This window comes from Nannocystis sp. RBIL2 (assembly GCF_026626745.1).
Taxonomy (GTDB): Bacteria; Myxococcota_A; Polyangia; order Nannocystales; family Nannocystaceae; genus Nannocystis.
Genome location: NZ_JAPNJW010000001.1, coordinates 11827 through 37307, shown reverse-complemented (window position 1 = coordinate 37307; position 25481 = coordinate 11827). Strand labels below are relative to the sequence as shown.

Sequence of the window (25481 nt, the reverse complement as noted above, 5' to 3'; positions counted from 1 at the left end):
GGCTCAGCGCGGCAGCGCCGCCTGGGCCGCCTCGATCTCCTGGAAGATCGCGGGCGCGTGGCGGCGCAGCCGCTCGAGCACCGCGAGCAGCTGCACGCCGTAGTTCTCGGTGCGCACGAGGACGCTGTCGAGCTTGATCGTCTGACCTTTGAGCTCGCGGCACCCGCGGTGCAGGGCGACGACGCCCCAGTCGTCGTCGCACACGGGCGAGCCGGACGCGCCCTCGCGGGTGTCGGTCAGGTAGCTGAGCCAGTTGCTGTCGCCGTGGACGACGAAGTTGTTGCGCAGGCCGATCCGCATCGGCGCGCCGCCGGGGTGCTGCAGCACGTTGACGCACTCCTGCAGCGGGGTCTCGCGGGTGCGCTCGAGCAGCTGCTTGCGCAGGCGCAGCGGCGGGCGCTTGCCGGCGGGCAGGCGCAGCAGCGCGAAGTCGAGGTCGGCGTCGGCGGCGACCGACTCGATCGCCTGCACCGACTCGAACTTCGCGTCGGGTGCGAGGTAGTCGAACTGCAGGGTGGTGCTGCGTGCCTGGCGGTCGAAGTCGCCGGGCGAGACGTCGGGCTCGCCGCCGTGGCGGGCGGCGATCACGTGGTGGTTGGTGATGCACAGGTTCGGGGCGATGAGCCAGCCGGTGCCCGTCGAGTGCTCGGGGCTCTCGTCGCTGCGGTAGCGCGGCTTGTCGCCGAAGTGGCGGTGGACGAGCACCTTGGCCACCGATCTGGCCGCCTCGGCGCCGCGGACGAGGAAGCGGGCGGAGACGGTGTGATCGCGGTGGGTCGGCAGGGCCTCGAGCTGGATCTTCGCCAGCTGTTCGGGCGAGCTCCACGCGAACGGCTTGACGGACTCCGGCGGCGCGGCCCACAGCGCCTCGACCGCGTCGATCTCGCCGCTGCGGCGCGGCCGCTCCTCGCGCAGGCCGGCGAAGAAGGCCCGATCGACGAGGCTGTGGCGCTCGAGCAGCTCGCAGACGGTCTCCACCATCAGCGCGAGCGAGCTGGTCGGGCCCGGCAGGGACTCCGTGACTGCGTCGTCATATCGATACCGCAAGAATCGCCGCAGCTCGTCGGCGCTGAACATACTGCGCAATAGGTGCTCCAACCGTTGTCGTCGCATGGATACTCCGCGAAGAAAGTCCGGCGAGTATAGCAACGCGCGGCGCGGGCGTGGGGGCGGCCAGGTCAGCCCAGGGCGATCTCGGAGAGCGCCCGGATCGGCCGCCGCCGGCCCGATTCGTCCAGCGCGGGCTCGACTGCCTGGGCGAGCGCGCCGAAGTCGAGGCCGGTCAGCGCAGTGATGTCGGCGACGCCGACCTGATAGGTGTGCCAGCCGTCGCCGAGCGCCTCGAGGAAGTGCTCGACGAGGTCGGCCTGGCTGAGGACGAACGCGACTGCGTGGACGGTGGCGCCGCGCTGCCACGCGACCAGCTTCCAGAACGCCTGCGGCAGCTGGACGCCGCGGTACACCGGATCCTCGTCGTCGAGCACCGGGCCGGTGAAGACGAGCAGGCGATCGCGCTCGACCCTGGCGTGATCGAGGACGTGGTCCTCGAGGCGGTTCCACAGGCCCTGGTTGAAGTCCTGGTGCTGCGGCGAGCAATTGGTGAAGAAGAAGGTGTCGTCGTTGGCCTGCTGGACCTCGCGGTCGTCGCCCCAGCACGGGTCGAGGCGGCGCACCAGGTGGCCGCGGTCGAGGGCGTTCTTCGCGTACAGCCACTCGCCGGTCTGAGCGTCGCGCGGGATCCGTCCGTCGATGAACCACTTGTCGCTGCGGCCGATGCGGGTCAGCCGCGCGCCGTCGATGTTGACCGCGGTGAAGACCGCGAGCCGCCGCGTGGCGTGCATGACCAGAGAGAAGTGGGTGTAGTCGAGGACGGTGGCGCCGCTGTCGTCGATGACGAGCACCTGGCCGGCGAGGTCGCCGGTCGGCTTCGGCAGGGCGATCGCTGCGCCGGGCAGGAACTCGGGGTCGTAGCCGCGGCGCCCGGCCAGCGCGCTCGCTTCGAGCACGACCTCCTCGATCGGCGCCTCGGGCGGGGCGCGCAGCTCGGGGACGTCGCTGCCGACCAGACGGGCGACCGCGTCGAGCACGGCCCGGCCGCGGACGGCGTAGTTGGCGAACTGCGACATGCCGGAGAAGTGCAGGCCGACGGCGCGGCCGCGCACGACGTCGAGCAGGAGCGAGCCCGAGGAGCCGGCCAGAGTCGAGCAGCTGTGCTGCAGGGTGAGCTCGCCGGGGAACGTGGCGGGCTCGCGGGCGATCACGAAGCCGGGGGCGATCCGCTTCTTCTCCAGGGTGCCGGCGAACAGCTCGGCGAGCGCGGCCTGATCGCGCTCGCCGATGTCGTTGCCGGGGTAGCCGATGGCGGCGACGAGGGTGCCCACGCCCGGCTCCTGCTCGTCGACGAGCACGGCCTCGGGCAGCTGCGCCCCGGCGGCCGGGATCAGCAGGGCGACGTCCGGCGACATGACGTCCGGGTCGTAATAAAGGGCCTCGATGACGATCGTCGACGAGCGGACCGACCCTGCCTCCTCTAGGAAGTCGACCTGGACCCGCAGCGGCTGCCCGCTCGGATCGTGGGTGGCGAGCACGGGGCGACCGTCGACCCGCTGCGCGAAGATGTCGGCGACGTGGCGGTTGGTGACGAGCCAGAGCTTGCTGCCGTGCAAGACCACCGCGGTGCCGACGGCTCGAGTGCGGCCGCCGACTTCGAGCTCGACGCGACCGACGGCGCGGATGGCCGCCTCGAGCTGCGGCCGGTGGAGCCGCATCGGCGTCGCGTACTCCGGGATCGCCGGCAGCTCGAAGGTGCCGTTGCGGATCAGCAGCGACGGATAGCCGAGCTCGATGATCTTCTCTTGCCCGGCGGCGGTGAGGTACCAGCCGGCGTCGCCGATCCTCTCGCGCGTCACGTCCGTGCCGCCGCGGGTGAGCGGCTGCTTGGCGCGCACGGCCTCGGCGGCGAAGGCTCGCGCGACCGCCGGATAGATCGGGGCGCGCATCAACTCTCGCAACATTTCATCACGATGTTTCACAAAGATCTCCAAGTTCGCCGAGACGATAGTGGTCGCGACAGGGGGCGACAAGGCGCCGAGCGTCGCTGTCACGAGCGTGTAATGGGTATAGGGGCAAATGGATGGAGCGTCGCTCCATCGCCGCGGCGGCGGGCGGAACGCGCGCCGCCGCGGGGATTCACTCTGAATCGTGCGAACTGGCGGGAGCGCCGATCTGGACCTCGATGGTGATCGGTACGACGATTCGCAGGGTCTCGCAGTCGGCGGCCGGCGCAGGCGCGGGTGCGGCCACGACCTGCACGCGTCGGCGCGGGCGTGGAGCGGGCGGGGTCGCGTCGGCGATCCGCCGGCGCAGGGCCATCGAGGCGCTGCGCGGGACGGCCGGGAGCTGCGAGCGCCCGAGCAGCGCGTCGACCAGCGCGCTCCGATAGGCGTGGTCGACGACGAATTGCTGCAACACCTCGACGCCGAGGCCGGGCGGGGCGAGGGTCAGGTCCTCGCGGGCGCCGAACAGCGCGGACACGCCGGCGCGGACCCGCTGTTCGACGCTGCGAGCCAGCTCCGCCGGCGCGGCGGCCTCGAGGGGTTCGGACCGAACCTCGCGCGCGTAGGCGAGGGGCAGCGCTGCGTCGACGAGCATCGATTCGGGGCTGGCGGACGGCGAACCGAGGAAAATGGCCTCCTCGCCGACCGGCAGCGGGGCCTGCAGCAGGGCCGCGCAGTCGAGCAGGCCGGCGCCGAACCACGCGACGGGGAACGGGCCGGGATCGACGGCGGGGCGGGCCATGCCGGTGAGCACGCGGCGGAACGCTCGTGGCAGGGCGGCGCCGGGGTAGCGCTCTCGCAGCGCGGCCGGTCCGTGCAGGGCCAGCCACAGCGCGGCGGCCGAGGCGACCAAGGCGGTCGCGTAGGAGGTGCCGCTGCTCGGGCCGGTCACCGGATCGCCGTCCTGCCAGTCGGCGACGACGACCCGGTGCCCCGGGGCCGACAGCGCCACGCTGGCGCCCTTCGACGAGCCGGACCACGCCTGTCCTTCGGGACCGGTGGCAGCAATCGCCAGCGCCTCGGGATAGGCGGCGGGCCAGACCACGAATTGCACGAAGTTGCCGGCGGCGGCGACGACGATGACGCCGCGCGCGTGGGCCCGTTCGATCGCGCGGCGCAGGCGGGCGCCGGGCAGGCCGCCGAGGCTGAGCGAAATGATGTGACAGCCGCGCAGGACCGCGTGGTCGATGGCCCGGGCCAGGCGCGCGTGCCAGGTCAGGATGACCACCGAGTCGGTGACGCGAATGGGCACGACCTCGACCGCGGGCGCGAGGCCGACGACGCGGTGCGGCGCGTGCTCGCGCCCGACCATGAGGCTGCTGGTCGAGGTGCCGTGGCCGGGCTGACCGAACGGATGGAGGGGGTCGATCGGCGGGCTGCCGGGCTCCATCAGGTTGAGGCCCTGCGCGTGCAGGACCGCGGCGCCGGCGAGGCTGGGGTGCGCGGTGGTGCCGCTGTCGGGGTGACCGATCCGCACGCCCGCGCCGCTGCTGTGCTGCCAGGCGAGGTCGGCGTGGAGCTCGGGGAGGTGCCAGCCCGGCGGGAGGTCGGCGAACAGATCGGTGACGGCGCCCTCGTGCCATTCGCCGGCGTTGCGAGCGTCGATCTCGGTCAGCTCGTGGTCGAGCTCGGCCTCGGCGACCGCCGCGAATTCGGGCTGCGCGGCCAGCTCGGCGGTGAGGGCGTGGGCGGCGTTCCAGCCGCGTCGCATGTCGGTGTCGGCGGGCGCGAGGACCTCGATCAGGCGCCGCGGCTCGCCGGCGTCGACGGGGCCGGTGACGCGCCAGCCGCGGGCTTCGAGGCCGATCGCAGCGACTGCGCGCTCGACCGCGGCCGTGGCCTCGGCCGCGCTGGCGACGGTGAGCTCGACGACGATGCCGGGGCTCCTGGGCGCGTTCACGGGGCCCCCAGTCCGAGCGCGAAGTCGACGAGGTCGACCCACTGCGGATGATCGATGAAGGGGTTGCGGTTGCCCTGCACCGCGAAGATGGCCTGATTGCGGTGGCGCTCGTACTGCCCGGGCGGATCCTCCTTGGACCATTGCTTGAGCAGCTTGAGCTGCTCGGGGGTGAGCTCGTGCGGGGCGTCGATCTCGCCGGGGTAGCGGACCAGGAAATAGAGGGTGGCGCGCGCGACCGGGCCGTGGCCGCGGCCCGGCTCGAAGTGCGGGCCGTCGCCCATCCCGCAGGGAGGCAGGGGGGCGTCGTCGGCGAAATCGTAGTAGGAGCGGTCGGCGCGCAGGGCGTTGCAATGCACGTCGCAGGCGAACAAGTGGTGCAGGTCGCCGCGCATCGGCTCGCGCTTGCGGAACCAGCTCTGCGGGACGACGTGCTCGCAGTTGTACGGCAGCTCGGCCTCGATCGCGGCGTCGACGTCGGTGAAGGAGGCGAACTTCCGACTGGCCAGCGTCTGGGCCCGGCGGGCCCGGCGTTCGGCGTCGATGCGGGCGTCGGCGGCGATCAGCTGCTCGGGGGTGAAGGTCGCGTCGGAGTAGATCGAGGCCAGGCGGAGGTCGGGCCGCAGGTCGACCCACGGATAGACCTGCCGGCTGGGATCGTAGGACGGGGTCTCGAGGTGGGTGGCCGCGACCAGGGCGGAGAGCGTCTCGTAGCAGACGTCGTGGACGACGTCGGCGTAATACTTGTCGCGGTCGACCGCGTCCTGGCCGGCGTCGTAATAGCGGCGACCTCGCGCGGCGGCGACGAGCTGGCGCAGCTCGGGGGGAATGATGGGAGGCGACTCGGTCGCCGGGGACGCCGAAAGGGTGGCATCCGGGGCGAGTGGTTGGCCGAGCCGCACCGTGATCTCGATCGGCACGGTGAGGCGCAGGGTCTGGGCGGGGAGGTCGATCGCGGCGATCTGGGGGCCGGGCGCAGGCGCGGGCGCGGGCGGCAGGAGCTCCTCGACGTCGTTCCACGCGGCGCTCCACTCGGACGGTAGGTCGCCTCGCCTCGGCGCGCCGGCGAACGCGACTCCGGCGTCGACGACCCGCGGGTCCCACGCGAGCTCGGCGGCCGGGACCGCGAAGTTGCGATCGAGGTAGACGCCGCCGAAGTGGAGGCCGAGGACGTGGCCGGTGACGACGTCGAGGATGGCGGCGCCCGAGCAGCCGCCGAGGGTCGAGGAGTCGTGAAGCGCGGCCGAGACGGTGCGGCCGAAGCTGATGACGGAGCGGCGCCCGCCGAAGTAGCCGGGGGCGAGGCGCTTGAGGTTGTAGCGGCCGCGGAACACGCGGTGCTGGATCTCGAAGTCGTTGCGCGCGTCGAAGCCGGGATAGCCGACGACCGCGACGCGCCGCTGCGCCCCGACGTCGTCGACCGCGAGCTGCAGCGGCGCGACCCGCAGGCCGTCGACGCGCAGCAGGGCCACGTCCCAGTACGGGTGGATCAGGACGAGCTCGGTCACCGCGTAGGTCGGGCCGTCCGGCTCGTCGGGCTGCTCGTGCCGCGGATCGAAGCCGACTGTCTGGCCGGGGAGGAAGCGCAGGCGCCGGCGCCCGACGCCGCTGGCGAACAACTGGGCGACGTGGCGATTGGTCATGACGAGGCCGTCGCCGACCACGAAGCCGGTGCCGCCGTACGGGACGGAGAGGTTGGCGGGCAGCTCGATGCGGCCGATCGCGGGCAGGCAGGCCTCGATCCGCGCGCGCAGGACGCTGTCGTCATAGAGGTCGAAGAACTCGCCGCGCGGCAGTGCGACGATTCGGCCGTCGGCGAGGTCGGCGACGGGCCGCTCCTTGGGCAAAATGATCGCCTCGAGGCAATTCAGATCGGCAGGATCGAGCGGGGCGCGCTGGACCCACCGGATGGCGGTGGTGCGGACCTGCTCGGTCTGCCGCGCGTCGAGGCCGAACCACTGGGCGGCGCCTTCGGTGATACCGTCGATTGTGCCGCTGGATTCGAGCTCGGTCCGCGGCAACAGAGATTCCGCATAGGCGCGGAGGCGTTCGGGTGCGACCATAGAGGCCCCGAGCAGACCACGCGGGCGCGGCGAAGAAAAGCCCTCAGCGCTCCCGCTGTGACGATTGCCAGCGGCCGGCGATTGAACCGTGTTCGTCGGCTGCGCGGGCGGCGGTCCGGGGAACGCGCGCCCGACGGCGCGGCTGCCGGTCGACCGCGAGGCGGCGGACGGGTACTCTGTGCCGGTGACGTCGCAGCGGACGAAGCCGTTTCAAGCCGGTCGGCGGCTGGTGTTCGTGCGGTCGATCGGTACGCTGAGTGGTCAGGCGGAGCGGTCGTGGTGGACGGGCGAGCCGTGCTGCCTGGTGCGCTGGCTTTATGGCTCGGCCGAGCTGGTGCGCGAGACGGCGAGCGGGAACGGGACGACGTGGCTGAGCGCGTCCAGCGGGGGGCCGCGGCTGATGGGCATGGGGGCGCCGCGCTCCGGCGACGCCCTGGTGATCGTCCACGAGTGTGGCGCGGGGGCGCGGCTGGTGGTGAAGCGTGGCGAGGAGGACATGTCGGAATGGACATGGCCGGAAGAACATACGGACGTCGACGTGATCACCGACGGCCGGAGGATCGTCATGCGGCACGGGCGCGGGAGGCTGTCGTGGTTCCCGGCGGATTCGCTCGGCCCGCCGCGACCGTGGTCGCTGGAGCTGGTGCGGAAGGCCCTCGGCGAGGTGCGCATGGAGGTCACCGGGCTGTGGGATCTCGGCGATTCGCTGGTGGTGACCACGGTCGACACGTGGTCGCAGTGGCGCTGGGACGGCGAGCTCATGGCGTGCTGGAGAGCGCCTGCCTACGAGCTCGCGGGGGTGACGGTGGTCGCGTGGCACGCCGCGGGGCCGATCTTGTACATGCGCATGATCGATCCGGCGACAGGAGAGCCGGGGTTCGGTCGCGACGCGTATCGACTGGTGGTGTGGGATCCTAGGCGCGGAGTGGGCCGTCCGCTGGGCCCGGCGCACGACTGGCCTCGCGCGGCGCGGTCGCCCGACGGCCGCTGGCTGGTCGCCGACCGCGTGACGCGAGAGGGCCGCGGGCTCGATCTGTGGGATCTGGCGACGGACACTCTGGTCGAGCGCCTGCCGACGCCCCGACGCGCAGTCCAGGCGCTCGCGTTCGCCCCGGACGGCTTGCACGTGGCGGTGGCGACGATGCAGGACTGGTTCGTGCTGCGGGTCGTGCCCGGCGAAGAGTGAACCGCGACGGGCCCGGCTGTGCGAGGCTCGCGGCGATGGCGAGGATCCACGACTACAGCAAGGGAGAGCCCGTCGGGGACGACGCGGCGTCGCTCGTCGCCCGGCACGAGGTGCTCGACAGCTCGTTCTGGATCGAGCAAGGCGAGGCGGTGCTCGAGGTCAGCCACATCCGCTACGGCGCCGAGGGCTTCTTCTGCCACTGGCACGAGCGCACCGGGCACGGCACGCAGGCGGCGATCGGCCGCGGCCGTCACGGCCTGGCGCTGGCGTACGACGGCGGGGGTGAGCCGTTTCTGATCGACAGCGCCTGCGCGATCGATCGCGCCGCGGCGGTCGCGGTGGTCGAGCGGTTCTTGCGCGACGGCGGCCGCAGCGAGGCGGTGCGCTGGGGCGCGGGCATCGTGCGCACGACCATGGACGACGAGGAGGGCTGGGTGCTGAAGGCGATCGGGCAGCCGAGCGGGCCGCGGGGGTGGTTGCCGGGCGGGCTGCGCTCGGCGGTCGGGGGGCCGCTGGATCCGGCGCTGCCGCAGACGGCGAGCTGGCGGGCGCTCTCCGAGCTGCTCGTCTACGACGTCGCGTGGTTGGCGGCGCTCGCCGAGACGCCGATGCCGGCGCTGCGCCGGCTCGTCGTCGACGCGTGGGACGGCTCGCTGGCGGCGCTGCCGGCTGCGATCGCGGCCTCGCCGGCGCTCGAGGAGCTGGTCGTGTTCGGCGCGGCGGTGCTGGAGTTGCCGCGCTTGGTGTCGCCGACGCTGCAGTGCATCGGCGTCGGCCTCGGCGAGCTCGCCAATCCGTTCGACGACGATCCGCCGCCCGGCTGGTTCAACACGATCGCGGCCGCGCTGGCGCGCTGCGAGCTGCCGGCGCTGCAGACGGCCAGCATCGAGCTCACGATCGACTCGGGGATGGACCTGTGATCGGCGCGCTTCAGCCGATGACCTTGCAGGCGGGGTCGAGGACGGCGGTGTTGTTGTCGGTGCGGCACTCGTGCCACGGGTGCTCGGGCATGCCGTCGTCGACGATCAGGACCAGCGGCTTGCTGCCGTCGATGAAGCTCGGCGGCAGGTCTTGCAGCTCGAGCACCAGCTCCTGAGCTTCGGCGGGGTACAGGACCTTGGTGGTGTTGAGGGTGCCGAGCAAGGTGCCGCCCTGGTCGGGGTCGCCCTCGTAGAAGCCGACGGGCACGCCGGCGGGCACGGCGGCCTGACCGAGGTTGCGCACGCGGGCGAACGCCTTGAAGCCGTCGAAGCACTGGGTGTGGCCGGCGACGACGAGGTCGGGCGCGGCGAACTCGCCCTCGGGCTGGACGTTCTGGCGGAAGTTGTTGAGGCCCGGGGTGGTCCAGTTGGAGACCTCGGCGGTCGGGATGGTGCCGTCCTCGGCGACGTTGGTGACGTGGTAGGCGTGCTGGTTCCAGATCCGGCGCGTGCGCACCCACTGGTTGTTGGCGTCGCCGAACACCCGCACGCCGCGGGTCTTCATCTGCTCTTTGGGGCAGGTGAGGCTGGAGTAGTCGTTGGAGGAGACGACGATGTCGGCCTGGCCGTCGTTGTCGACGTCGGCGACCAGCGGGTACTCGTGAAGGGTGCCGGATGTGTTGCAGACCTCGAGCAGGACCTCGCCGGTGGCGCCGTCGTAGATCCGCATGTACTGCTCGTCGGCGTAGACGACCTCGGCCGAGCCGGAGCCGTCGAAGTCGAACACCGAGCTGCCGGTGAACGCGGACGAGCAGTCCTGCGTCTGCTTGATCCACAGGAAGGTGTCGGCCGCGGCGACGTTCGGGTCGATCAGCTTCTTGCCGTCGAACACGGCGTAGCCGATGCCGCCGGCGACGCCGATGTCGGGGGTGCCGTCGCCGTTGAAGTCGGCGATGGTCGGCGGGCCGCCGCCGCCGATGTTGCCGGCGCTGTCGGCCGGGCACAGGTCGGGCGACAGCGGGCCGTTGATGTCGATGTCCTGGCGGACGACGACGAACTTGCCGGGGGCGTTCGGGTCGTAGCGCCAGATGTTGAGGTCGTGGGTGCCGGTGCCGTGGACGTTGTCGATGCCGACGACCTCGGGCACGCCGTCGAGGTCGAAGTCGGCGACCGCAGGGAAGGTGCCGCCGAGGCCGGTGTCGACGAGGACGGTGCCGTCGGCCTCGAGGATCCGGGTCGGGGTGACGATCTCGAGCTGGCCGTCGCCGTCGGCGTCGGCGGCGATGGCCTTCTTGTTCCACCAGCTGCTGGTGAGGCCGTCGATGGTCAGCTCGAGCGCGCCGGTCTTGCCGTCGAGCACGCTCGACTCGGTGAGGACCTCGACGTTGCCGTCGCCGTCGAAGTCGGCCAGCGAGATGTGGTCGCAGCCGACGACCTCGGCGCTGATCCACAGCTCGGCGCCGGCGGCCCCGTAGGCCCGCACCTTGCCTTCGGCGGTGCAGGCGACGATCTCGTTGCCGGGCACGCCGTCGATGTTGCCGCCGGCCAGCGAGCGCCCGCCGAACAGGGTGTCGACGGCCGGCTTCTGCGTCCACTTGGTGACGAGCGCGCCGTTGACGATCGAGATCGCGTGCAGGGTGCCGTTGGAGCTGTAGTTGCCCTCGTCGAACGACATGAACACGATCTCGGGGATGTCGCGCTCGTCGACCTCGCCGTTGCAGTCGTCGTCGTCGAGCTGGATGACGATCGGCGGCATCATCACGCTGGCGTCGGTCCACGCGTACTTCAGCACCGGCTCGAAGCTGGTCTGCGGCTTGTATTCACAGCGGGGCAGGCAGTCGATGTCGTCGCCCTCGGGCACGACGCCGGGGTCGCACTCCGGCGGCTCCGGCAGGCACTTGCCGGTCGCCGGCATGAAGCCGCCGCCGCACTGATCGCCGCCCATGCTGCCGGGCTCGCCGAGGGTGTATTCGCAATAGTTGCCCTCGGGACATTCGGCCGCGTCGACGCATTCGGCGCCGGGGACGACGCACTGCTGGAAGGAGCACACCTGGTCGGACTGGCAGCAGATTTCGCCGCACGCGAGGTCGGCGGCGCAGCAGACGTCGCCGACGCAGGCGCCGTCCGGGCAGCTCTCGAGGCTGCAGGTCGCGCCGGTGGTGCCGGTCGAGTCGGTGAGCCCGCCGCTGCCCTCGGTCGGGACGACGTCGGTGGTGCTGTCGGTGGTGGTGCCGGTCAGGCCGTCGGTGACGGGGAGGGTGGTCCCGGGGGTCGTCGGGGTCGCGGTGTCGGCCGGGCGACCGTCGTCGCCGCACGCGGCGACGAGCGCAACGAGGAGGTTGGGGGCCAAAATCGCGCGACGCATCGCGAGGATGGGACCACGTACTCCCCGACGATGACAAGTCGTCGCTTGCGGATCGAACCGGCGAAGCGTGGTGCGGCGATTGCGAGGTCCCGGAGAGGCCGTGGCGAGCGACGATCGAGCGAATTCGCGGAATCGAACGAGCACGCGCGAACCGGCCGCAGGCGCGCGTCCGCCCGCGCGCAATCGGCTTCATCGCGCGGGCCCGGAGCCGCGGACGCAATGAGGGCAGTCGCCGCGCGACGCGACGGACGAATCAGCCCAGGACGTCGGGCGAATCGCCGGTCAGCGCCGGCATGGCGGCGGCCGTGAGCCCCGCGAGGGCGGTCGGCCGCGCGACGGGAGAGGCGGCCTGCCAGCGCCCGCGGGCGGCGTCGAGGATCCCGCCGACGAGGGCGTCGTAGCTCCAGCCGTGCCCGGCGGCGAGGTTGGCGAGGTCGCTGAAGCCGGGGCGCAGGCCGGGCAGAGGGTTGATCTCGATGAACTGGACCTCGCCGTCGCGATCGCAGCGCAGGTCGACGCGCGAGATGTCGCGGCACTCGAACACGCGGTGAGCGGCCAGCGCGAGCTCGTGGATCTGGCGCAGGCGCGCGGGCGAGACGGCGCCGCGGCCCAGCAGCTCGTCGGTCATGTGATAGCGGACCTCGACGCAGTAATCGCGCTTGTACTCGAGCGAATAGACGAACTCGTCGAGCGGGCCGCTGGGGACGATCTGCATGACGCCGAGGACGCGGGCGTCGTCGCCGTTGCCGAGGACGCCGACGGTGTACTCCTCGCCCGGCAAGAACTCCTCGACCAGGACGGGCTGATGGTAGGCGGCGTGCAACGAGCGGACGAGGTCGTGCAGCTGGGCGGGGCCGGTGCAGCGCGAGCGGCTGCGGATCCCGATCGAGGAGCCCTCGCCCACGGGCTTGAGGAACAGCGGATAGCGCAGGCCGCGGTCGTCGCAGGTCTCGCCGACCGGGACGAGGCGGAACGGCGGGGTCGGCAGGCCGTGATCGATGGCGACGAGCTTGGCGATCCGCTTGTCGAGGGTGAGGGTGAGCGCGGGGGCGTCGCTGCCGGTGAACGGGACGCCGAGGAGCTCGAGGATCGCGGGGACCTGCGATTCGCGGCCGCGCCCGCCGAAGCCCTCGGCGAGGTTGAAGACGCCGTCGAGGCGCTCGGCCAGGCCGCCGCGGATCAGGACGTCGAGGAGAGCACGGCCGCCGCCGAGCCGGACCACGTCGTGCCCGCGGCGCCGCAAGACCTGCTCGATGGCGACGATGGTGTCGATCGCCTCGAGCTCCTCGTAGAGGTCGTTCGGCTCCGACGCGGCCGGTGCGTCCGCCGGTTTGAGGTCGTAGGTGATGCCGATCCGCATGGCGGGAGGGACGAGTAGCACGGGCCGCAGACACGCACGAGTCGCTTCCACCGCGCGTCGCCGACTCGGAATTGTACCTGCAACGGAGGCGGAGACCCCTGAGGCCGGTCCCGGGCCAGGAGGAACTGGAGGCACGGGCGCGCAGCGGCCTCGACTTCGATGGGTTCACGCGAGGCCGGCCAGGTGGTTCGTACGGAGGTGGGTCGGGTGACCGGCGTCGACGACGCGAATCGGCTCGCCAGTCGGCGCCGGTGGTCTGCATGGATTGGCGAGCGCCTCGGGTCGAGGCGGAGGCGATCGCCGGCTTCTCGCTGCCGTCGTCGCGGTGAAGCGAGGTCGCACGGCGTACGCCTCGGTAAGACATCCGGCGGCGACGCCGGCGCCATCGCAGCAGCCGCGAGTCGAGGCGCGAGGAGATCGGCGAAATGCGAATGGCCCGACTGCCCGGGATCGGCTCGCGCGGGTAGGAGCGTGGTGGAGTCCCGACGCGGGGGCGAGGAGGTCGCCCGGCGCCGCGTCGCAGAACCGGGGGCAGATGGCGTCAGACCACCGACTGCGCGGGCGGGGCTGCGCGGCGGGGAGGACGTCGGCGGCGGCGATAGGTAGGCGCGCCCGGGCGAGGACGCCGCGAAAGTGGCGCGGGCTTGACATTGTTCGGGCGCCGGCAGTGTTCCGGGCGCGCGGCGCGAGGCGGCGCGATTGAGGCGAGCAACGGCGATATCGGGCGACTGAACGCGATTCGACGGAGAGGCGCGAGCCGGCGATGCGGGGGCTGCCGGCCCTGGCGAGCGCCGGCGCGCGCGATCGGAAACGCGATTTGACGCGAATGATGCGACATGGTAATCGAATGGTGTCGGCGGGGCGCTGCGACAGGTTCGCAGCAATGCTTCCGCCGTTCGCCTTTTAAGTGCGGGGCGGCGGGGCCTGGCCATGGATGGTCCGGGGGACATGTCCGATCGACCCGGTGGGTTCGGCGCTCGCGGCGCTGCCCCGCGCCGTGTTGTCGCCAGGCGCTCGCGGCGATCGAGGTGTCGCCGGGTGGCGCGATTCATGACACGCGGACGTGCGCGAGCGGCCGCCTTCGCGGCGTGATCACGTCGCGTGGCGCAGCGCGGGAGGTCGGGCCACGAACGGGAGATGGAGCCGCTGCTGTTCGCATTGTCGGGGGTGCTGGCGGAGGTGCCCGAGGCGGCGCTGCGAGCGACGCTGCCGCTGTGGAGCGTGGTGCAGGTGCGCGAGCAGTCGATCCTGTGGCGGCAGGGGCGGCCCGCGGACGCGTTCGCGCTGGTCCTCGCGGGCGCGCTCGACGTCCTGGTCGACGGGACGGTGATCGGGCGGGTCGAGGCGGGCGACACGATCGGCGAGTCGGCGCTGTACAGCGGGGAGGCGCGGCGATTCGCCAGCGTGCGCGCGAGCGTGCGGACGCACGCGCTGGTGCTGTCGCGGGCGAGCATCGCCCAGCTGCGCGCGCTGGGCAGCCCGGTCCACGACGCGCTGCTGCGGCGCGCGATCGCCGGGACGACGCACCGCAGCCAGGTGTTCGACCGCGTGCTCGCGCAACTGCAGGTGGCCAAGTTCGCGGCGCCGGCGTCGGCGTCTTCGGGGATCTTCCGCCGACTGTGGCGCCGGGTGGCCCGGACCACGCCGAATCCGGCGGACTGCCCGCCGCTGACGGGGTTCCTGGCGCACCATCCACTGCTGGGTCGCGCGAGCCCGCCGGTGCGCGCGGCGATCGCCGAGGCGTTCACGCCGCAGGCGTTCCGCGCCGGCCAGGTGCTGCTGCGCCAGGGCGACGCCGACGCGCGCGTGCTGGTGCTGGCGGCCGGTCAGGCCGACGTGCTGCGGTCGATCGACGCTCGCGGCGGGTCGATGCTGCTGGGCCGCCTCGAGCCCGGGGCGCTCGTCGGGGTCGATGCGTTCGCCGGCGCCGCACGCACCGCGTCGATCGTGGCGACCACGGCAGGATGGGTCCACGCGATGACGCGCGACGCGTTCGAGCGGCTGCCCCCGCCCGCGCGGACCGCCTGGCTCGAGGTGACGCTGGCGGGCTCGGTGCGGCGGTTCGAGGCGGCCGCGCAGGCGCTGCAGGCGGCGATCGGGGTGTTCGCGTCGCGCCACGAGGAGACGACGCCATGGCAGACGACGGCGACCGCGCCGCAACTGGCGGGCGAGGCGTGGAAGCAGCGCTAGTGCGCGTCGGGTGAGCGAGCGAAGGCAATGGAGGGGGCCGGTCGAGCCCGCCGAATCGGAGCGCTGTTTCGCGGCGTCGGCCGATCGGCGCATTACTGATTCATTACAGGGCGCAGCGTCGCCGCGAAGAGAGCGCCGGGCGGGGCGCTTCGCGGCCGAAGCAGCCTGTGACGTAATTCTGCGGGTCATCGCCTTGACGCGAGGCGGGTTCCGGAACACATCCGTCCTTCGTGTTCGAGGCCCGCCGATCGGGCGGGCCTCCGGGGTGATGCAATTGATGCGTAACTACGAAGTCCGAAAGTCGGGGCGATTCTTGCGTCCCGGGATTGTTCACATCGTCGGCGCGGCGCTGGCGCTGCTGTTCGGGTCGGTCGCTTGCGAGGGTGCGGAGCCGGGCGCGAACACGACGGCGAACGGGCCGGGCGCCGCGGGGGAAGGGGCCGCGAGCGAGTTGCAGGCGCCGTGCCCGGGCCCGAGCAGCTCGGCGATCACTCTGGCGACGCCCACCGGCGATATCAAGGGTTCGTTGCTGCTGCCGGGCGGTTGCGGGCCGTTCGCGGTGGTGCTGATCCACGCCGGCTCGGGGCCGACCGACCGCGACGGCAACGCGCCGGGGGTCGTGAACGACTCGCTGAAGCTGTTGGCAGAGGGGCTGGCGGAGCGCGGCTTCGCGGCGGTGCGCTTCGACAAGCGCGGGGTGGCAGCCAGCGCCGCGGCCGGGCCAGCGCTGGAGTACGACTATCGCCTGGACATGTACGTCGACGACGCGGCGGCGTGGCTGGAGATGCTGGCCGAGGATCCGCGCTTCCGCGGGTGACGTTCGCGGGTCACAGCGAGGGCTCGCTGATCGGGATGCTGGCGGCGCAGCGGGGCCCGGTGGACGCGTTCGTGTCGATCGCCGGGGCGGGGCGGCCGGCGGCCGAGTTGCTGCGCGAGCAGCTGGCGAAGCACCTGAGCGGGCCGCTGCTCGCCGAGGCGAACGCGATCCTCGGCTCGCTCGAGGCGGGCAAGGAGGTGGCCGAGGTGTCGCCCGAGCTGTACGACCTGTTCCGGCCCAGCGTGCAGCCGTATCTGCTGTCGTGGTTCCCGCACGAGCCGGCGGCGTTGATCGCGACGATCACGGCGCCGACGGCGATCGTGCACGGCACGACGGACGCGCAGACGAGCGTCGTCGACGCGGAGCTGCTGGCGGCCGCGGCTCCGGATGCGGCGCTGTTCCGCATCGAGGGGATGAATCACGTGCTCAAGGCGGCGACCCTCGACGAGATGTCCCAGCTGCAGGCCTACTTCGATCGGAGCCTGCCCGTGGTGCCGGAGCTGTTCGCCAGGCTGGTGGCGTGGTTGAACGAGGTCCGCTAGGCGGGTGCTGCTGTTCGCGCGCGCCCGGACGACGGGCGGCCGCAGTCGGCGGGCGCGGCGGGAAGCGGGGAGCGGGCGCGAACGGGAGGCGTGGATGTGCTTCAGGACATGTTTTAATGAACATGTCCGAAGGGATCAGTTCAACCGCCGTCCTCGCACAGGACGCCGCCCTCGACGTCGCCGCAGGAGCCGGGGCAGAACTCGGCGAAGTAGGGCTGCAGGCAGGCGCAGGTGGGCTCGCCGGCGCAGGCGGCCGGGAGCAGGGCGCAGGTGCTGGCGCCGGACTGGTGGCTGACGCAGGTCCAGCCGTCGCCGCACGAGCCGGGGGTGCAGCCGCCGCCCTCGCAGTAGCGCGGGTGCATGCACCCGGCCCAGCAGTCGCCCTGGACGGTGTTGACGGTGCCCTCGGGGCACTGGGGCCTGGCCTGGTCGCAGGCGACAGGGCCGTCGCTGCAGGTCATGTCGGCGAATCGCAGGTGCCCGAGCGGCAGGCCGCCTGAGCGCCTCCCAGGCTCAGCGCGTCGCAGGTCGGTTGCAGGCAGTTGCCGTCGCACGCGGCGACCTCGGCGGTGGCCGGCTTGGGATCGCACTCGCAACAGGGCGATCGCCGTCCGCCGCCTCGCGCTTGTGGGCGGGCCCCGGCTGGCGTATGCATGCTGCATGGCTTTGTCGAACAGGACCACGACCCGATGGCTCGCCGCCGCCTGCGCCGCGACGCTGATGTTGGACCCGGCGATCGTCCGCGCCCAGGCGCCGGACCCAGGTATCGACAGCTTGCAGCTGCGACGCGACCGCGGCAAAAAGCTCCTGATCTCGGGCGGGGTGATCGGCGGGGTCGGCCTGCTGGCGACCGCGATCGGGTTCGGCGTGGTCGCGGGGATGCACGCCTCGAACCCGGGGGTCGGCAAGGAGTTCATCTTCGCGCCGGGGCAGGACGAGCGATCGATGCTGCGATTGGCCAACGGGATGGAGATGGCGGGGATGGTCGGGGCGTCGATGCTGCTCACCGGTATCGTCCTCGCGGCGGTCGGCGGCCACACGCTGCGCCAAACCCGGGCCTCGCGCTTCAGCGCCGGGTTCGGCCCGCGCTCGGTGAACCTGGTGTTCCGCTTCTGACGGGCGCCGAGCGGGCCCGGGCTCGCGCGCTCGCGTGAGGCAATGAGCGTCGGTCCGCCGCTCATGGTCGTGAGGGTGCGCGCTGCGGTCGCAGGGGCCGTCGACGCCGAGTGTCGGGTGCTACTCTCGGCGTATGGGCGACGCCGCGTTCCTCACCGCCGAGTGGCGCGACCTGGTGATGCTGAACTTCGTCGTCGACCCGGCAGTGCTCGCGCCGCACGTCCCACCGGGCACCGAGCTCGATCGGTTCGGCGGCGAGGTCTACGTCAGCCTGGTCGGCTTCATGTTCCTGCGCACCCGGCTGCTCGGCTGCCCGGTCCCCTGGCACCGCGACTTCGAGGAGCTCAACCTCCGCTTCTACGTCCGTCGCCGCGGGCGCGACGACGAGCCCCACGTCGGCCCCGACGGCTACAAGCGCGGGGTCGCGTTCCTCAAGGAGATCGTGCCGCGGGCGGCGGTCGCGATGGTGGCGCGGCGGCTGTACGGCGAGCGCTACGAGGCCTGGCCCATGAGACATACGAGGACTGCGGGCGCGATCGAGGGGAGCGGTCGGGTCGGCTACGGGGTGCGCGTGGGCGGTCGCTGGCACGATCTGGGCCTCGGCTACCGCGGCGAGCCGGCGGCGCTCGTGCCCGGGTCGGAGGCGGAGTTCATCGCCGAACACTACTGGGGCTACGTCGCCGGGCCGGGGCGACCGACGATCGAGTACCGCGTGGAGCACCCGCCGTGGCGGGTCTGGGCCGGCGTCGAGCCGCAGCTGGACGTCGACGTGGCGGCCCTCTACGGCCGCGAATTCGCGCCCGCCCTGGCAGGCGCGCCGCGCTCGGCGTTCCTCGCCGAAGGCTCGCCGGTGACCGTGTATCACGGCCGCCGGCTGGCGTGAGCGCGCCCTTGCGGTAGCGCGGCGCCTCGGCTAACCGTGGCTGCCACGGAGCCCGGGCAGGATGTGCGAAGCAGGACGATCGAGCGACGAACCGCGGCGCGCTGCGGGCCCGCCGGGGTCGGTTCTCGTATGTCCTCGGCGACATGTCCTCCGGGACCATGGGAGGTGCTCGCGTGGGTCTTTTCGATTTCCGCTGTCCGCTGTCCGGCCTGTCGCTGCGGGCCTGTCGCGCCGTCCACGTCGCGCTGATCGAGCGCGCGCCCGGGGAGTGGTCGCCGCTGACGCTGCCGCTGGTCGGCTACTACGACCGCCTCGGCTCGGTCGATGGCTTCACCCCGGACTTCCGCACGGAGCTGTTCGTCAAGGGCTTCGTCCGCTTTGTCGCGGCGAAGCGGGTCGACGCCAGCGGCGCTCGGGACGAGCTCGGCAAGTTCACGCGAAGGCCCGGCATCGAATCGCTGCTCCACCTGTTCGAGCGCGTGAACACGATGAGCCAGTGGGGCGAGATGCAGTTCACGCTCGACGGCTGCCGGCTGCGTCAGGTGCTGTACCACGCGAGAGCGTTCACGGCCCTGGCGCCGCTGGTGACGCCGACGCAAGCCCCGGAGTACGAGGCGCTCGAGCAGCAGCTGGCGCGCGCGCCGATGGCCCCGCAGGCGCGCGAGATGTTCGAGGAGGTGATCATCGCCGACGACGCGGTCCGGCTCGCCGCCAGCGCGGCGCTGTCTCAGGTGACCGCGTTCTCGCGCTGGCTGGTGGCTCATCAGCGACGGTGGTCGCCGGCGGCCGAGACCGGCCAGTTCTCGGCGCGCGACGACCTCGGGTTCGCCCGCGAGGCGCTCAAGAAGCTGGACGCGCACCCGAAGCTGCTGCCGGTGATCGAGGACGTGCTCGCGGAGCTCGAGGCCGAGGACCGAGAGTGAGGAGCGGTTCGAGAGTTCATCCCCTGCGCGACCGGTGAAGGCGGTCACACGCCACGAGCCGCGGGCGAGGGCGCGTGACCGCAGGCGGCCGCAGGGGCGCGTGGACGCGGCCGCGGCGGAAAAATCGTCGCGGCGCAATTGCCGGGCGGCCCGGTGTCACTCCTCGGGCATGAAGCGCAGCCACGACATCCTCTCCACATCTTCGACCCTAAATCGTCGCGTATCCGTGTCCCGCCTCGCCTGTGCCCTGAGCGCGCTGCTCTTGCCGGCTGCGGCCTGCGACGCGGAGCCGGAGGCCGACGAGGACGCGCCGGCCGCGGAGGGCTCGGAGCTGGGGATCGAGCCCGAGCTGCAGTTCCGGGCGCCGATCGAGCTGGTCACGGTGCCGGACGACTACGAGTTCCACCCCACGATCGTCGACGAGGATCCGCAGCATCGCCTTGCCAGCCGCGACCCGCTGCTGTCGCAGTACGAGGCCGGCGAGGGCGGCAAGTTCGGCGTCATCTACGTCGATTACGAGGACAGCGCGGAGTACATCGCGACCTACGACGCGGCGGCGGTGCACGCGGCGGCCGAGCAGCTGGCGGCTCTCGGGTTCGCCGACGCGAGCCCGAGTGAAGAGGACGAGGACATCGTGACGCCGCGTGGTTGGTCGCACGACGTCGACAACCGGATCTCGCTCCAGGGCATCTCGCTGACGCACTCGACGTTCCGCCGGGTCGGCAAGGTCGGCGGCGGCTGCACCGGCGCGCTGTTCGGCAACCGCCTGGTGCTGACCGCGGCGCACTGCATCTTCGACGGCAACGGCGACTACAGCGCCAACCACACCTTCCAGGCCCGCCGCAACGGCTCCGGGCTGCCCTACGGCACCGTGACCTCGCAGGGCGCGGTGTATCCGATCTCGTACCTGAACGACGGCTGCAACACCACGTACACCGGGTCGTGCGTCAAGAACGACTGGGCCATCCTGATCCTGCCGGCGAACCCGTGGGCGAGCAGCCCGAACGGCGCGCCGGGGTACTTCGGCGTGTACTGGGCCGGCGACGCGACGGTCGCGACCTGGGCCACCAGCAACACCGGCTACCCCGCCTGCGGCGACGCGCTGTCGCCCTCGCCCTGCACGAGCAACGTCGCCTACGCCGACGTCACGTGCGCCGGCGTCGCCCCGGCCGTGTCGGATCCGGACTCGCGCTGGCCGCTCTACGGCACGAACGGCAAGCTGCGCACCGGCTGCGATACGAGCGCTGGCCACAGCGGCGGCCCGATCTACAGCGACAGCCCCGGCGTGAACGGGCCGTACATCATCGGCAACACCGTGTGGAACCAGTGCAACTCGAGCACCTGCGCGGCGAACACGGACTACTCGTCGGCGGGCATCCGGATCTCGGAGACCCTGGCCGAGTACATGATGAGCCTGCGCGCGACGTACCCCTGAGCCCGGTCGCAGGCCCGCGTTTGCGAGCCGGCCCGGGCCGGTGCAGGATGGGCTAGGGTCGAGGGGCCATGGACGGCATCATCCTCGCACCCTCCCATCCTTCGCCGGCTCGCCGGCTCGCGTCGTCGCTCGTGCTCGTGCTCGCTGCCTGCGGCGCGGACAACAGCGCGGGCACCGAGCAGGACCCCGACACCGAAGCGAGCTCGAGCTCGTCCGGTGCGATAGCGACGACGAGCACCACCGCGGCCGCGTCCACCGATGCGCCGACGAGCGGCACGACCGGCGATGCGTCGACGACTTCGACGTCGACCGCTTCGACCGACACCGGCGAGCTCGGGACCACCGGGACCACGGGCGAGCCCGGGACCACGGGCGAGCCCGGCAGCACGGGTGAGCCGGCGGGCACCGGCGACGAGCCTCCGGTCGACCTGTGCGCGCACCAGGACGACGCCCCGCCGGCAGTCGACGCGCCGAAGGCGATCAACGACGACCCGGCGTTCATCCAGGTCTACGTCAACAACGTCGAGAACTTGAAGATCCAGGGCGAGCAGTGCCCCGGCGACTGGACCGACCTCATCGCTTACATGAAGTCGATCCAGCCGAGCCCGGACCTGTTCCTGGTCCAGCAGATCTCGGACAGCGCGCAGCTCGACACTCTGGTAGAGCGCATGACCGACGAGATGCCCGGGATCTTCGAGGGCATCATCGCCGACGCCGATCCGTGGACGCAGCTGTCGCCGTGCGGCAAGGAGAAGGAGAAGCAGACCAACGCGATCATCATCCGCCAGGGCCGCTTCTCCGTGGTCGGCGAGAAGCACGTCTGGCAGTCGTGGGTCAACAAGGACGGCGAGTGCGTGCGCAACAACCAGGCGCGCACCCGCAACGTCATGGTCAAGCTGCACGACAAGATCGCCGACAAGGACGTCACCGTCGCCTCGCTGCACTGGGCGACCGCGCAGGGCGAGGGGCCCGATCCGGCCTGCGCCAAACAGAACGTGCTCGAGGCCGACGAGAAGCTGCACAAGAAGGCGTTCGGCGGCGACCTGCGGATCTTCGGCGGCGACTTCAACGAGCCTGATCGCAAGGACAACGACGATTGGCGCCCGTGGTACGCCGAGGCCAACGGCGACGTCGGCGGCGCGCTCAACTACCGCGACCCGATCTTCCGCGCGTGCAAGTCCGGCGGCGGGGTGCAGGCCTGCCTCGACGACAACTGGACCATCGGCGGCGACAAACGCATCGACATGCTGTTCGGCCAGGACGGCCACGGCTGCCGCGCCCGCACCCGCCGCGCCCACACGATCACGTACGCGGAGGCGGAGGCGGCGGCCAAGGAGCTCACGGGCGACACCGATCCGGACCTGAACTACTCCGAGCACCGCGGGATCCGGGCCGAGTTTTATTATTGAACCCCAGGCGCCGCGGGTCAGAGGCACAGCTCGGGATCGCCGGCGCAGGTGGCCTCGATGTCGTCCGCCTGCGCGGCGTCGAGGTGATCCTGGCAGGCACACACCTTTTGACAGCACAGCGGGGGGAGCAGGGAGACCGCCGTGCAGCGGAACCCGGTCGCACAGCCGGCGAGGGGCGGGCAATCCTCGTCGAGCGCGCAGGTCTGGGTGCAGCGCGCGTTGGCGGCGATGAACGCGGGCGGCAGGTTGCACAGGCCGTTCTCGCCGCACTCCGCCCCCTCGTTCTCCGCCGCGCAGGCGAGGTCGCCGGCGCAGGCGAGCGGAGGAGCGTCGCTCACGATCAGGCAGATCCCGCTGTCGCAGACCGGGTGGGGGACGATGGCCGTGCGCTGAACGTCGGGGCCGACGCCGCCCAGCTCGCAGAACGAGCCGTACTCGCCCTCGGCCGGGACTCCCGTGGTGGTGCTCGTACTCGACGCGTCCCCGGTGGTGGTCGTCGGCTCCTCGACCAGGGTGGTGACGCTGACGCCCGTCTCGGGACCGGTGACTGCGGTCGCGTCGCCGGTCGTGCGCTCGGGCAGCGTCTCGCCGACGAAGTCGGGCGGGAGCGGGCAGGCGGCCAGCGTGAACGCGAGGAGCAGCGGATGTGGCGGCGAGCGCATGGCGGTTCAACCTCCCGCGGCCGCGGGACACAGGCCCCGGGCCTTGCGCGACGCGGCGGAGTCGGGGTGTTCGCCGTCGATCCGGACGATCTCGGCGCGGGCCGCCTCGAGCTGTCCGAGCGAGCAGAGCGCGGTGACGAGAGAGAGCCGGCGCTCCTCGACCAGGGCGCCGGCCGGGAACTCGAGCGCGTGCCGCTGCAGCAGCTCGTGGGCCTGCGTCCACGCGCCGGCGCTCAAGGCGGCCCGGGCGTCGGCCATCAGGGTGGACTCGCGGCGCAGGGCGTCGAGGTCGACCGCGGCGGGGGCGGTCGGCGATTCGGTGGATGCCCCCGAGGACATGTCCTTGGGGGCATTGATCGGAGTCGCAGCCGGAGCGCGCGATGCGAACACGTCCGGCGCGGATTGACTCGCCCGCGCGGCGGCGGCTGCCAGCCGCGCGAACGGCACCGAGAATTCGTCGGCGGGCGCGGCAGCGGTGGTGGGCAATGGGGCGGGCGCAGGTGCGGACTCGGGCGGCCTGGCAGCGGCGTGATCGTCGCCCGCTCTGGCCTTCGCCTCGACTGCGGCGGTGCGTGCGGGAGGCTCGTTCGGCGCGGGCCGGGCGGCCACGAGCACCGCGCCGACGAGCCCGACCACCGCGACCCCGAGCGCGTGTCCACCGGCGGTCGTGCCGGACCACGCGGCGAGCTGCTGGCCGGCAGCCGAGGTCCAGGCCGACGCCTGGGCCGGAGCGGCGCCTCCGGACGCGGCCGCGGCCTCGCCGGCCCCGGCGAGCCCGGCCCCGGCGATCAGCGCCAGCCACACGCGCTGGCGCGTCGCCGGGTTGGGCTCGCCGGCCCGCCGGGCACGGCTCAGGAGCAGGGCCTGCTCGTCGAGCGCGGCCTCGCCGGTCGACCGCCGCTCGCGCAGGCGGACGCGCGCGAAGGTGCGGTCGAACTCCTGCCGGGCCGCGCGCAGCCGCGAATAGACCGTGTTCTCCTTGACCTCGAGGGCGCGGGCGATCTCCGGCGCGGTCATCTGCTCGAGCTCGGCGAGCAGGAACACCGCGCGCTTGTCCTCGTCGAGGCGGCCGAGGAAGCGCTCGAGCAGCGCGGCGGCCTCGCGCTCGGCGACCGCGACTGCGCCGTCGAGCGCGCGCGGGGCCTCGTCCGCGAGGGCCTGGGCCAGGCGATTCTGCCGGCCGGCGCTCCGCCGCTGCCGCCAGGCGATCCGGCGGGCGATGCCGTACAGCCAGCCCCGGACGGAGGTGATCGGCGCGTCGGGGCGGCGCAGGACGACCAGGAAGACCTCCTGGACCGCGTCCTCGACGGCCGCCGGCGGCACGCCGAGGCGGCGCAGGTTGCGGTAGACGAAGCCGAAGTGCTCGCGGAACAGCGCCTCGAACGAGGCGCCGTCGACGGGCGTCTCCGCGCGGAGCTCGGGTTCGGCGGGCTGCAGCTGCATGTGGACGCGGTATCTCCGGGTCGCGGTGGTTCCGTCAGAAAAACTGCACCGCGATGCCGCCGCCCAGACGCACCCCGACCGGCGGCACAGAGTAGAACACGCCGCCGTCGCGGGTGGCGTAGCGGCGGCGCGTGAAGGCGACCACTGCCTCGACCTCCAGGCCGAGCGCGAGCCACGGCAGCGGCCGCCACTGCAGGCCGGGCGCGAGCAGGCCCGCGGCCCACAGATTGCGGGTGGTCTCGTTCTGCACCAGGCCGACCCCCTGCGCCTGCAGCTGCCCGAGCTCGAGGCCGCCGCACAGCTCGAGCGCGAGCGCGCGCCGCACGAGGCGCGGACAGCCGCGCACGGCCCCGGCGGCGAGCCGCAGCGCCGCGCCGACGCCCGGATGTTCGGGGTGCTGGAGCGGGCTGCGAAACCAGCCGCTGCCGCGCAGGTCGAGCCGGGCCCGCGGCCACAGCAGCGTGAAAGTGCCGGACAGACCGGCGGCGAAGCGCTGGCTGGGCCCGATCCCGGCGGCCGCGCCGATGCCGAGCGCGAGCCCCGGCCGTCGTCGCGCGGGCGCGGGCGCGAGCGAGGCAGAAGAGGTCTCCGCCGGCTCGCCCGGGTCGGCCGCGATCGACGGGGTCGGGCCGAGGTCGATCTCGAGCGGGTCGCTCGGGGCGGGGGGCGGCGCGGCGACGACTCGCGCGGCGATGGCAACCGGCGCGGCGGCGACGGCCACGATCACCGCGGTGGCGTCCGCCAGCGCCGCACAGCGCGGGCTGTGGAGCGTCCGCTGCTGGACCGCACCGGCGTCGCGGACCTGCAGCTCCAGGGTGTAACCGGCGGCGTCGGTGGCGATCCGGGCCTCGGCGGTCACCGGCTGCGGCGCGCTGCCGGCCGTCAGGCGCCCGGCCGTCGCCTCGACCTCGGCCCGCGTCGGGCAGCCCACTACCTCGGGCCAGCGCAGCTCGAGCCACGACGGGGCGGCCGCGGCCTCGCTCGCGCCGAGGAGCGCCACGCACAGCGCTGCGAGGCAGGAACATGGTCGAAGAGACATGTGGGCCGCGACGGCCCGCGAGGGTAGCGAGGCCGGTCGACCCCGACAAGCCGAAGGACGCCGCGCGGCCGCCACTGGCGCGGACACGACGCCTGGGATCGTCGCGGAGTCGCGTACCGGGTCGACACCGAGGATCGGCGCGCCTTTCCGCGCGCAATGGAGCATCGGCGCCCAT

At 72.6% G+C, this 25481-nt stretch carries 20 protein-coding genes; 10 read left to right on the top strand and 10 right to left on the bottom strand.

Going from position 1 to position 25481, the window contains the following annotated elements; genetic code table 11:
• Nucleotides 1-3: 3 nt before the first annotated feature.
• The 4 genes from OV090_RS00145 to OV090_RS00130 all read right to left on the bottom strand — a co-directional run bounded on the left by OV090_RS00145 (nucleotide 4) and on the right by OV090_RS00130 (nucleotide 6974).
• The gene (locus OV090_RS00145) at nucleotides 4-1077 is read right to left on the bottom strand and encodes a serine protease (protein WP_267701384.1); all 1074 of its coding nucleotides are present in this window, start codon (nucleotides 1075-1077) and stop codon (nucleotides 4-6) included.
• Nucleotides 1078-1178: 101 nt separating this feature from the next.
• Nucleotides 1179-3014, bottom strand: coding sequence for a DNA/RNA non-specific endonuclease (locus OV090_RS00140; RefSeq protein ID WP_267701383.1), 1836 nt, complete (start codon nucleotides 3012-3014; stop codon nucleotides 1179-1181).
• Between the two features lie 175 nt (nucleotides 3015-3189).
• Nucleotides 3190-4956 carry a S8 family serine peptidase gene (locus tag OV090_RS00135; RefSeq protein WP_267701382.1) on the bottom strand — a complete coding sequence of 589 codons (1767 nt, stop codon included), beginning with the start codon at nucleotides 4954-4956 and terminating at the stop codon, nucleotides 3190-3192.
• Complete coding sequence (locus OV090_RS00130; RefSeq protein ID WP_267701381.1) at nucleotides 4953-6974, bottom strand: endonuclease; 2022 nt, start codon at nucleotides 6972-6974, stop codon at nucleotides 4953-4955. Before OV090_RS00130 ends, OV090_RS00135 begins: the two co-directional genes overlap by 4 nt.
• Before the next feature lie 226 nt (nucleotides 6975-7200).
• Between OV090_RS00130 and OV090_RS00125 the strand changes: the two genes are divergently transcribed.
• Both OV090_RS00125 and OV090_RS00120 read left to right on the top strand, forming a co-directional pair.
• Nucleotides 7201-8202 (top strand): hypothetical protein, encoded by a 1002-nt coding sequence (locus tag OV090_RS00125; RefSeq protein ID WP_267701380.1) that lies wholly within the window; start codon nucleotides 7201-7203, stop codon nucleotides 8200-8202.
• A 35-nt stretch (nucleotides 8203-8237) separates the two neighbouring features.
• Nucleotides 8238-9122, top strand: a complete 885-nt coding sequence (locus OV090_RS00120) for a hypothetical protein (RefSeq protein ID WP_267701379.1) — start codon at nucleotides 8238-8240, stop codon at nucleotides 9120-9122.
• A 10-nt stretch (nucleotides 9123-9132) separates the two neighbouring features.
• Here the strand turns inward: OV090_RS00120 and OV090_RS00115 are convergent, their stop codons facing one another.
• Together OV090_RS00115 and OV090_RS00110 are read right to left on the bottom strand one after the other, a co-directional pair.
• On the bottom strand, nucleotides 9133-11487 hold the full coding sequence (locus OV090_RS00115) for an FG-GAP-like repeat-containing protein (protein ID WP_267701378.1): 2355 nt from the start codon (nucleotides 11485-11487) through the stop codon (nucleotides 9133-9135).
• 253 nt (nucleotides 11488-11740) lie between these two features.
• Nucleotides 11741-12847, bottom strand: coding sequence for a hypothetical protein (locus tag OV090_RS00110; protein WP_267701377.1), 1107 nt, complete (start codon nucleotides 12845-12847; stop codon nucleotides 11741-11743).
• Between the two features lie 1137 nt (nucleotides 12848-13984).
• Between OV090_RS00110 and OV090_RS00105 the strand changes: the two genes are divergently transcribed.
• The 3 genes from OV090_RS00105 (at nucleotide 13985) to OV090_RS00095 (ending at nucleotide 16396) form a co-directional block, all read left to right on the top strand.
• On the top strand, nucleotides 13985-15037 hold the full coding sequence (locus tag OV090_RS00105; protein WP_267701376.1) for a cyclic nucleotide-binding domain-containing protein: 1053 nt from the start codon (nucleotides 13985-13987) through the stop codon (nucleotides 15035-15037).
• Nucleotides 15038-15314: 277 nt separating this feature from the next.
• A complete protein-coding gene (locus tag OV090_RS00100; RefSeq protein WP_267701375.1) occupies nucleotides 15315-15854 on the top strand; it encodes a hypothetical protein in 540 nt (179 codons plus the stop codon).
• On the top strand, nucleotides 15851-16396 hold the full coding sequence (locus tag OV090_RS00095; protein WP_267701374.1) for a hypothetical protein: 546 nt from the start codon (nucleotides 15851-15853) through the stop codon (nucleotides 16394-16396). Before OV090_RS00100 ends, OV090_RS00095 begins: the two co-directional genes overlap by 4 nt.
• A 140-nt stretch (nucleotides 16397-16536) precedes the next feature.
• Here the strand turns inward: OV090_RS00095 and OV090_RS00090 are convergent, their stop codons facing one another.
• Entirely contained in the window at nucleotides 16537-16857 is a 321-nt protein-coding gene (locus OV090_RS00090) for a hypothetical protein (protein WP_267701373.1), read from the bottom strand.
• 199 nt (nucleotides 16858-17056) lie between these two features.
• Here OV090_RS00090 and OV090_RS00085 point away from each other — a divergent pair, with 199 nt between their 5' ends.
• From OV090_RS00085 to OV090_RS00065, 5 genes are all read left to right on the top strand, one after another.
• A complete protein-coding gene (locus OV090_RS00085; RefSeq protein WP_267701372.1) occupies nucleotides 17057-17512 on the top strand; it encodes a hypothetical protein in 456 nt (151 codons plus the stop codon).
• 133 nt (nucleotides 17513-17645) lie between these two features.
• A complete protein-coding gene (locus OV090_RS00080) occupies nucleotides 17646-18395 on the top strand; it encodes a DUF2071 domain-containing protein (protein ID WP_267701371.1) in 750 nt (249 codons plus the stop codon).
• A 143-nt stretch (nucleotides 18396-18538) separates the two neighbouring features.
• Entirely contained in the window at nucleotides 18539-19318 is a 780-nt protein-coding gene (locus tag OV090_RS00075) for a hypothetical protein (RefSeq protein WP_267701370.1), read from the top strand.
• Between the two features lie 226 nt (nucleotides 19319-19544).
• Nucleotides 19545-20753 carry a trypsin-like serine protease gene (locus OV090_RS00070; protein ID WP_267701369.1) on the top strand — a complete coding sequence of 403 codons (1209 nt, stop codon included), beginning with the start codon at nucleotides 19545-19547 and terminating at the stop codon, nucleotides 20751-20753.
• 68 nt (nucleotides 20754-20821) lie between these two features.
• The gene (locus OV090_RS00065) at nucleotides 20822-22162 is read left to right on the top strand and encodes a hypothetical protein (protein ID WP_267701368.1); all 1341 of its coding nucleotides are present in this window, start codon (nucleotides 20822-20824) and stop codon (nucleotides 22160-22162) included.
• A 17-nt stretch (nucleotides 22163-22179) separates the two neighbouring features.
• Here the strand turns inward: OV090_RS00065 and OV090_RS00060 are convergent, their stop codons facing one another.
• Genes OV090_RS00060 through OV090_RS00050 form a run of 3 tightly spaced genes read right to left on the bottom strand, consistent with a single transcriptional unit; the run spans nucleotide 22180 to nucleotide 25306 of the window.
• Nucleotides 22180-22824, bottom strand: a complete 645-nt coding sequence (locus OV090_RS00060; protein ID WP_267701367.1) for a hypothetical protein — start codon at nucleotides 22822-22824, stop codon at nucleotides 22180-22182.
• A 6-nt stretch (nucleotides 22825-22830) separates the two neighbouring features.
• Nucleotides 22831-24267: a sigma-70 family RNA polymerase sigma factor gene (locus tag OV090_RS00055; RefSeq protein ID WP_267701366.1), complete on the bottom strand. Its 1437-nt coding sequence runs from the start codon at nucleotides 24265-24267 to the stop codon at nucleotides 22831-22833.
• Nucleotides 24268-24301: 34 nt separating this feature from the next.
• Entirely contained in the window at nucleotides 24302-25306 is a 1005-nt protein-coding gene (locus OV090_RS00050; RefSeq protein WP_267701365.1) for a hypothetical protein, read from the bottom strand.
• Nucleotides 25307-25481: the final 175 nt, after the last annotated feature.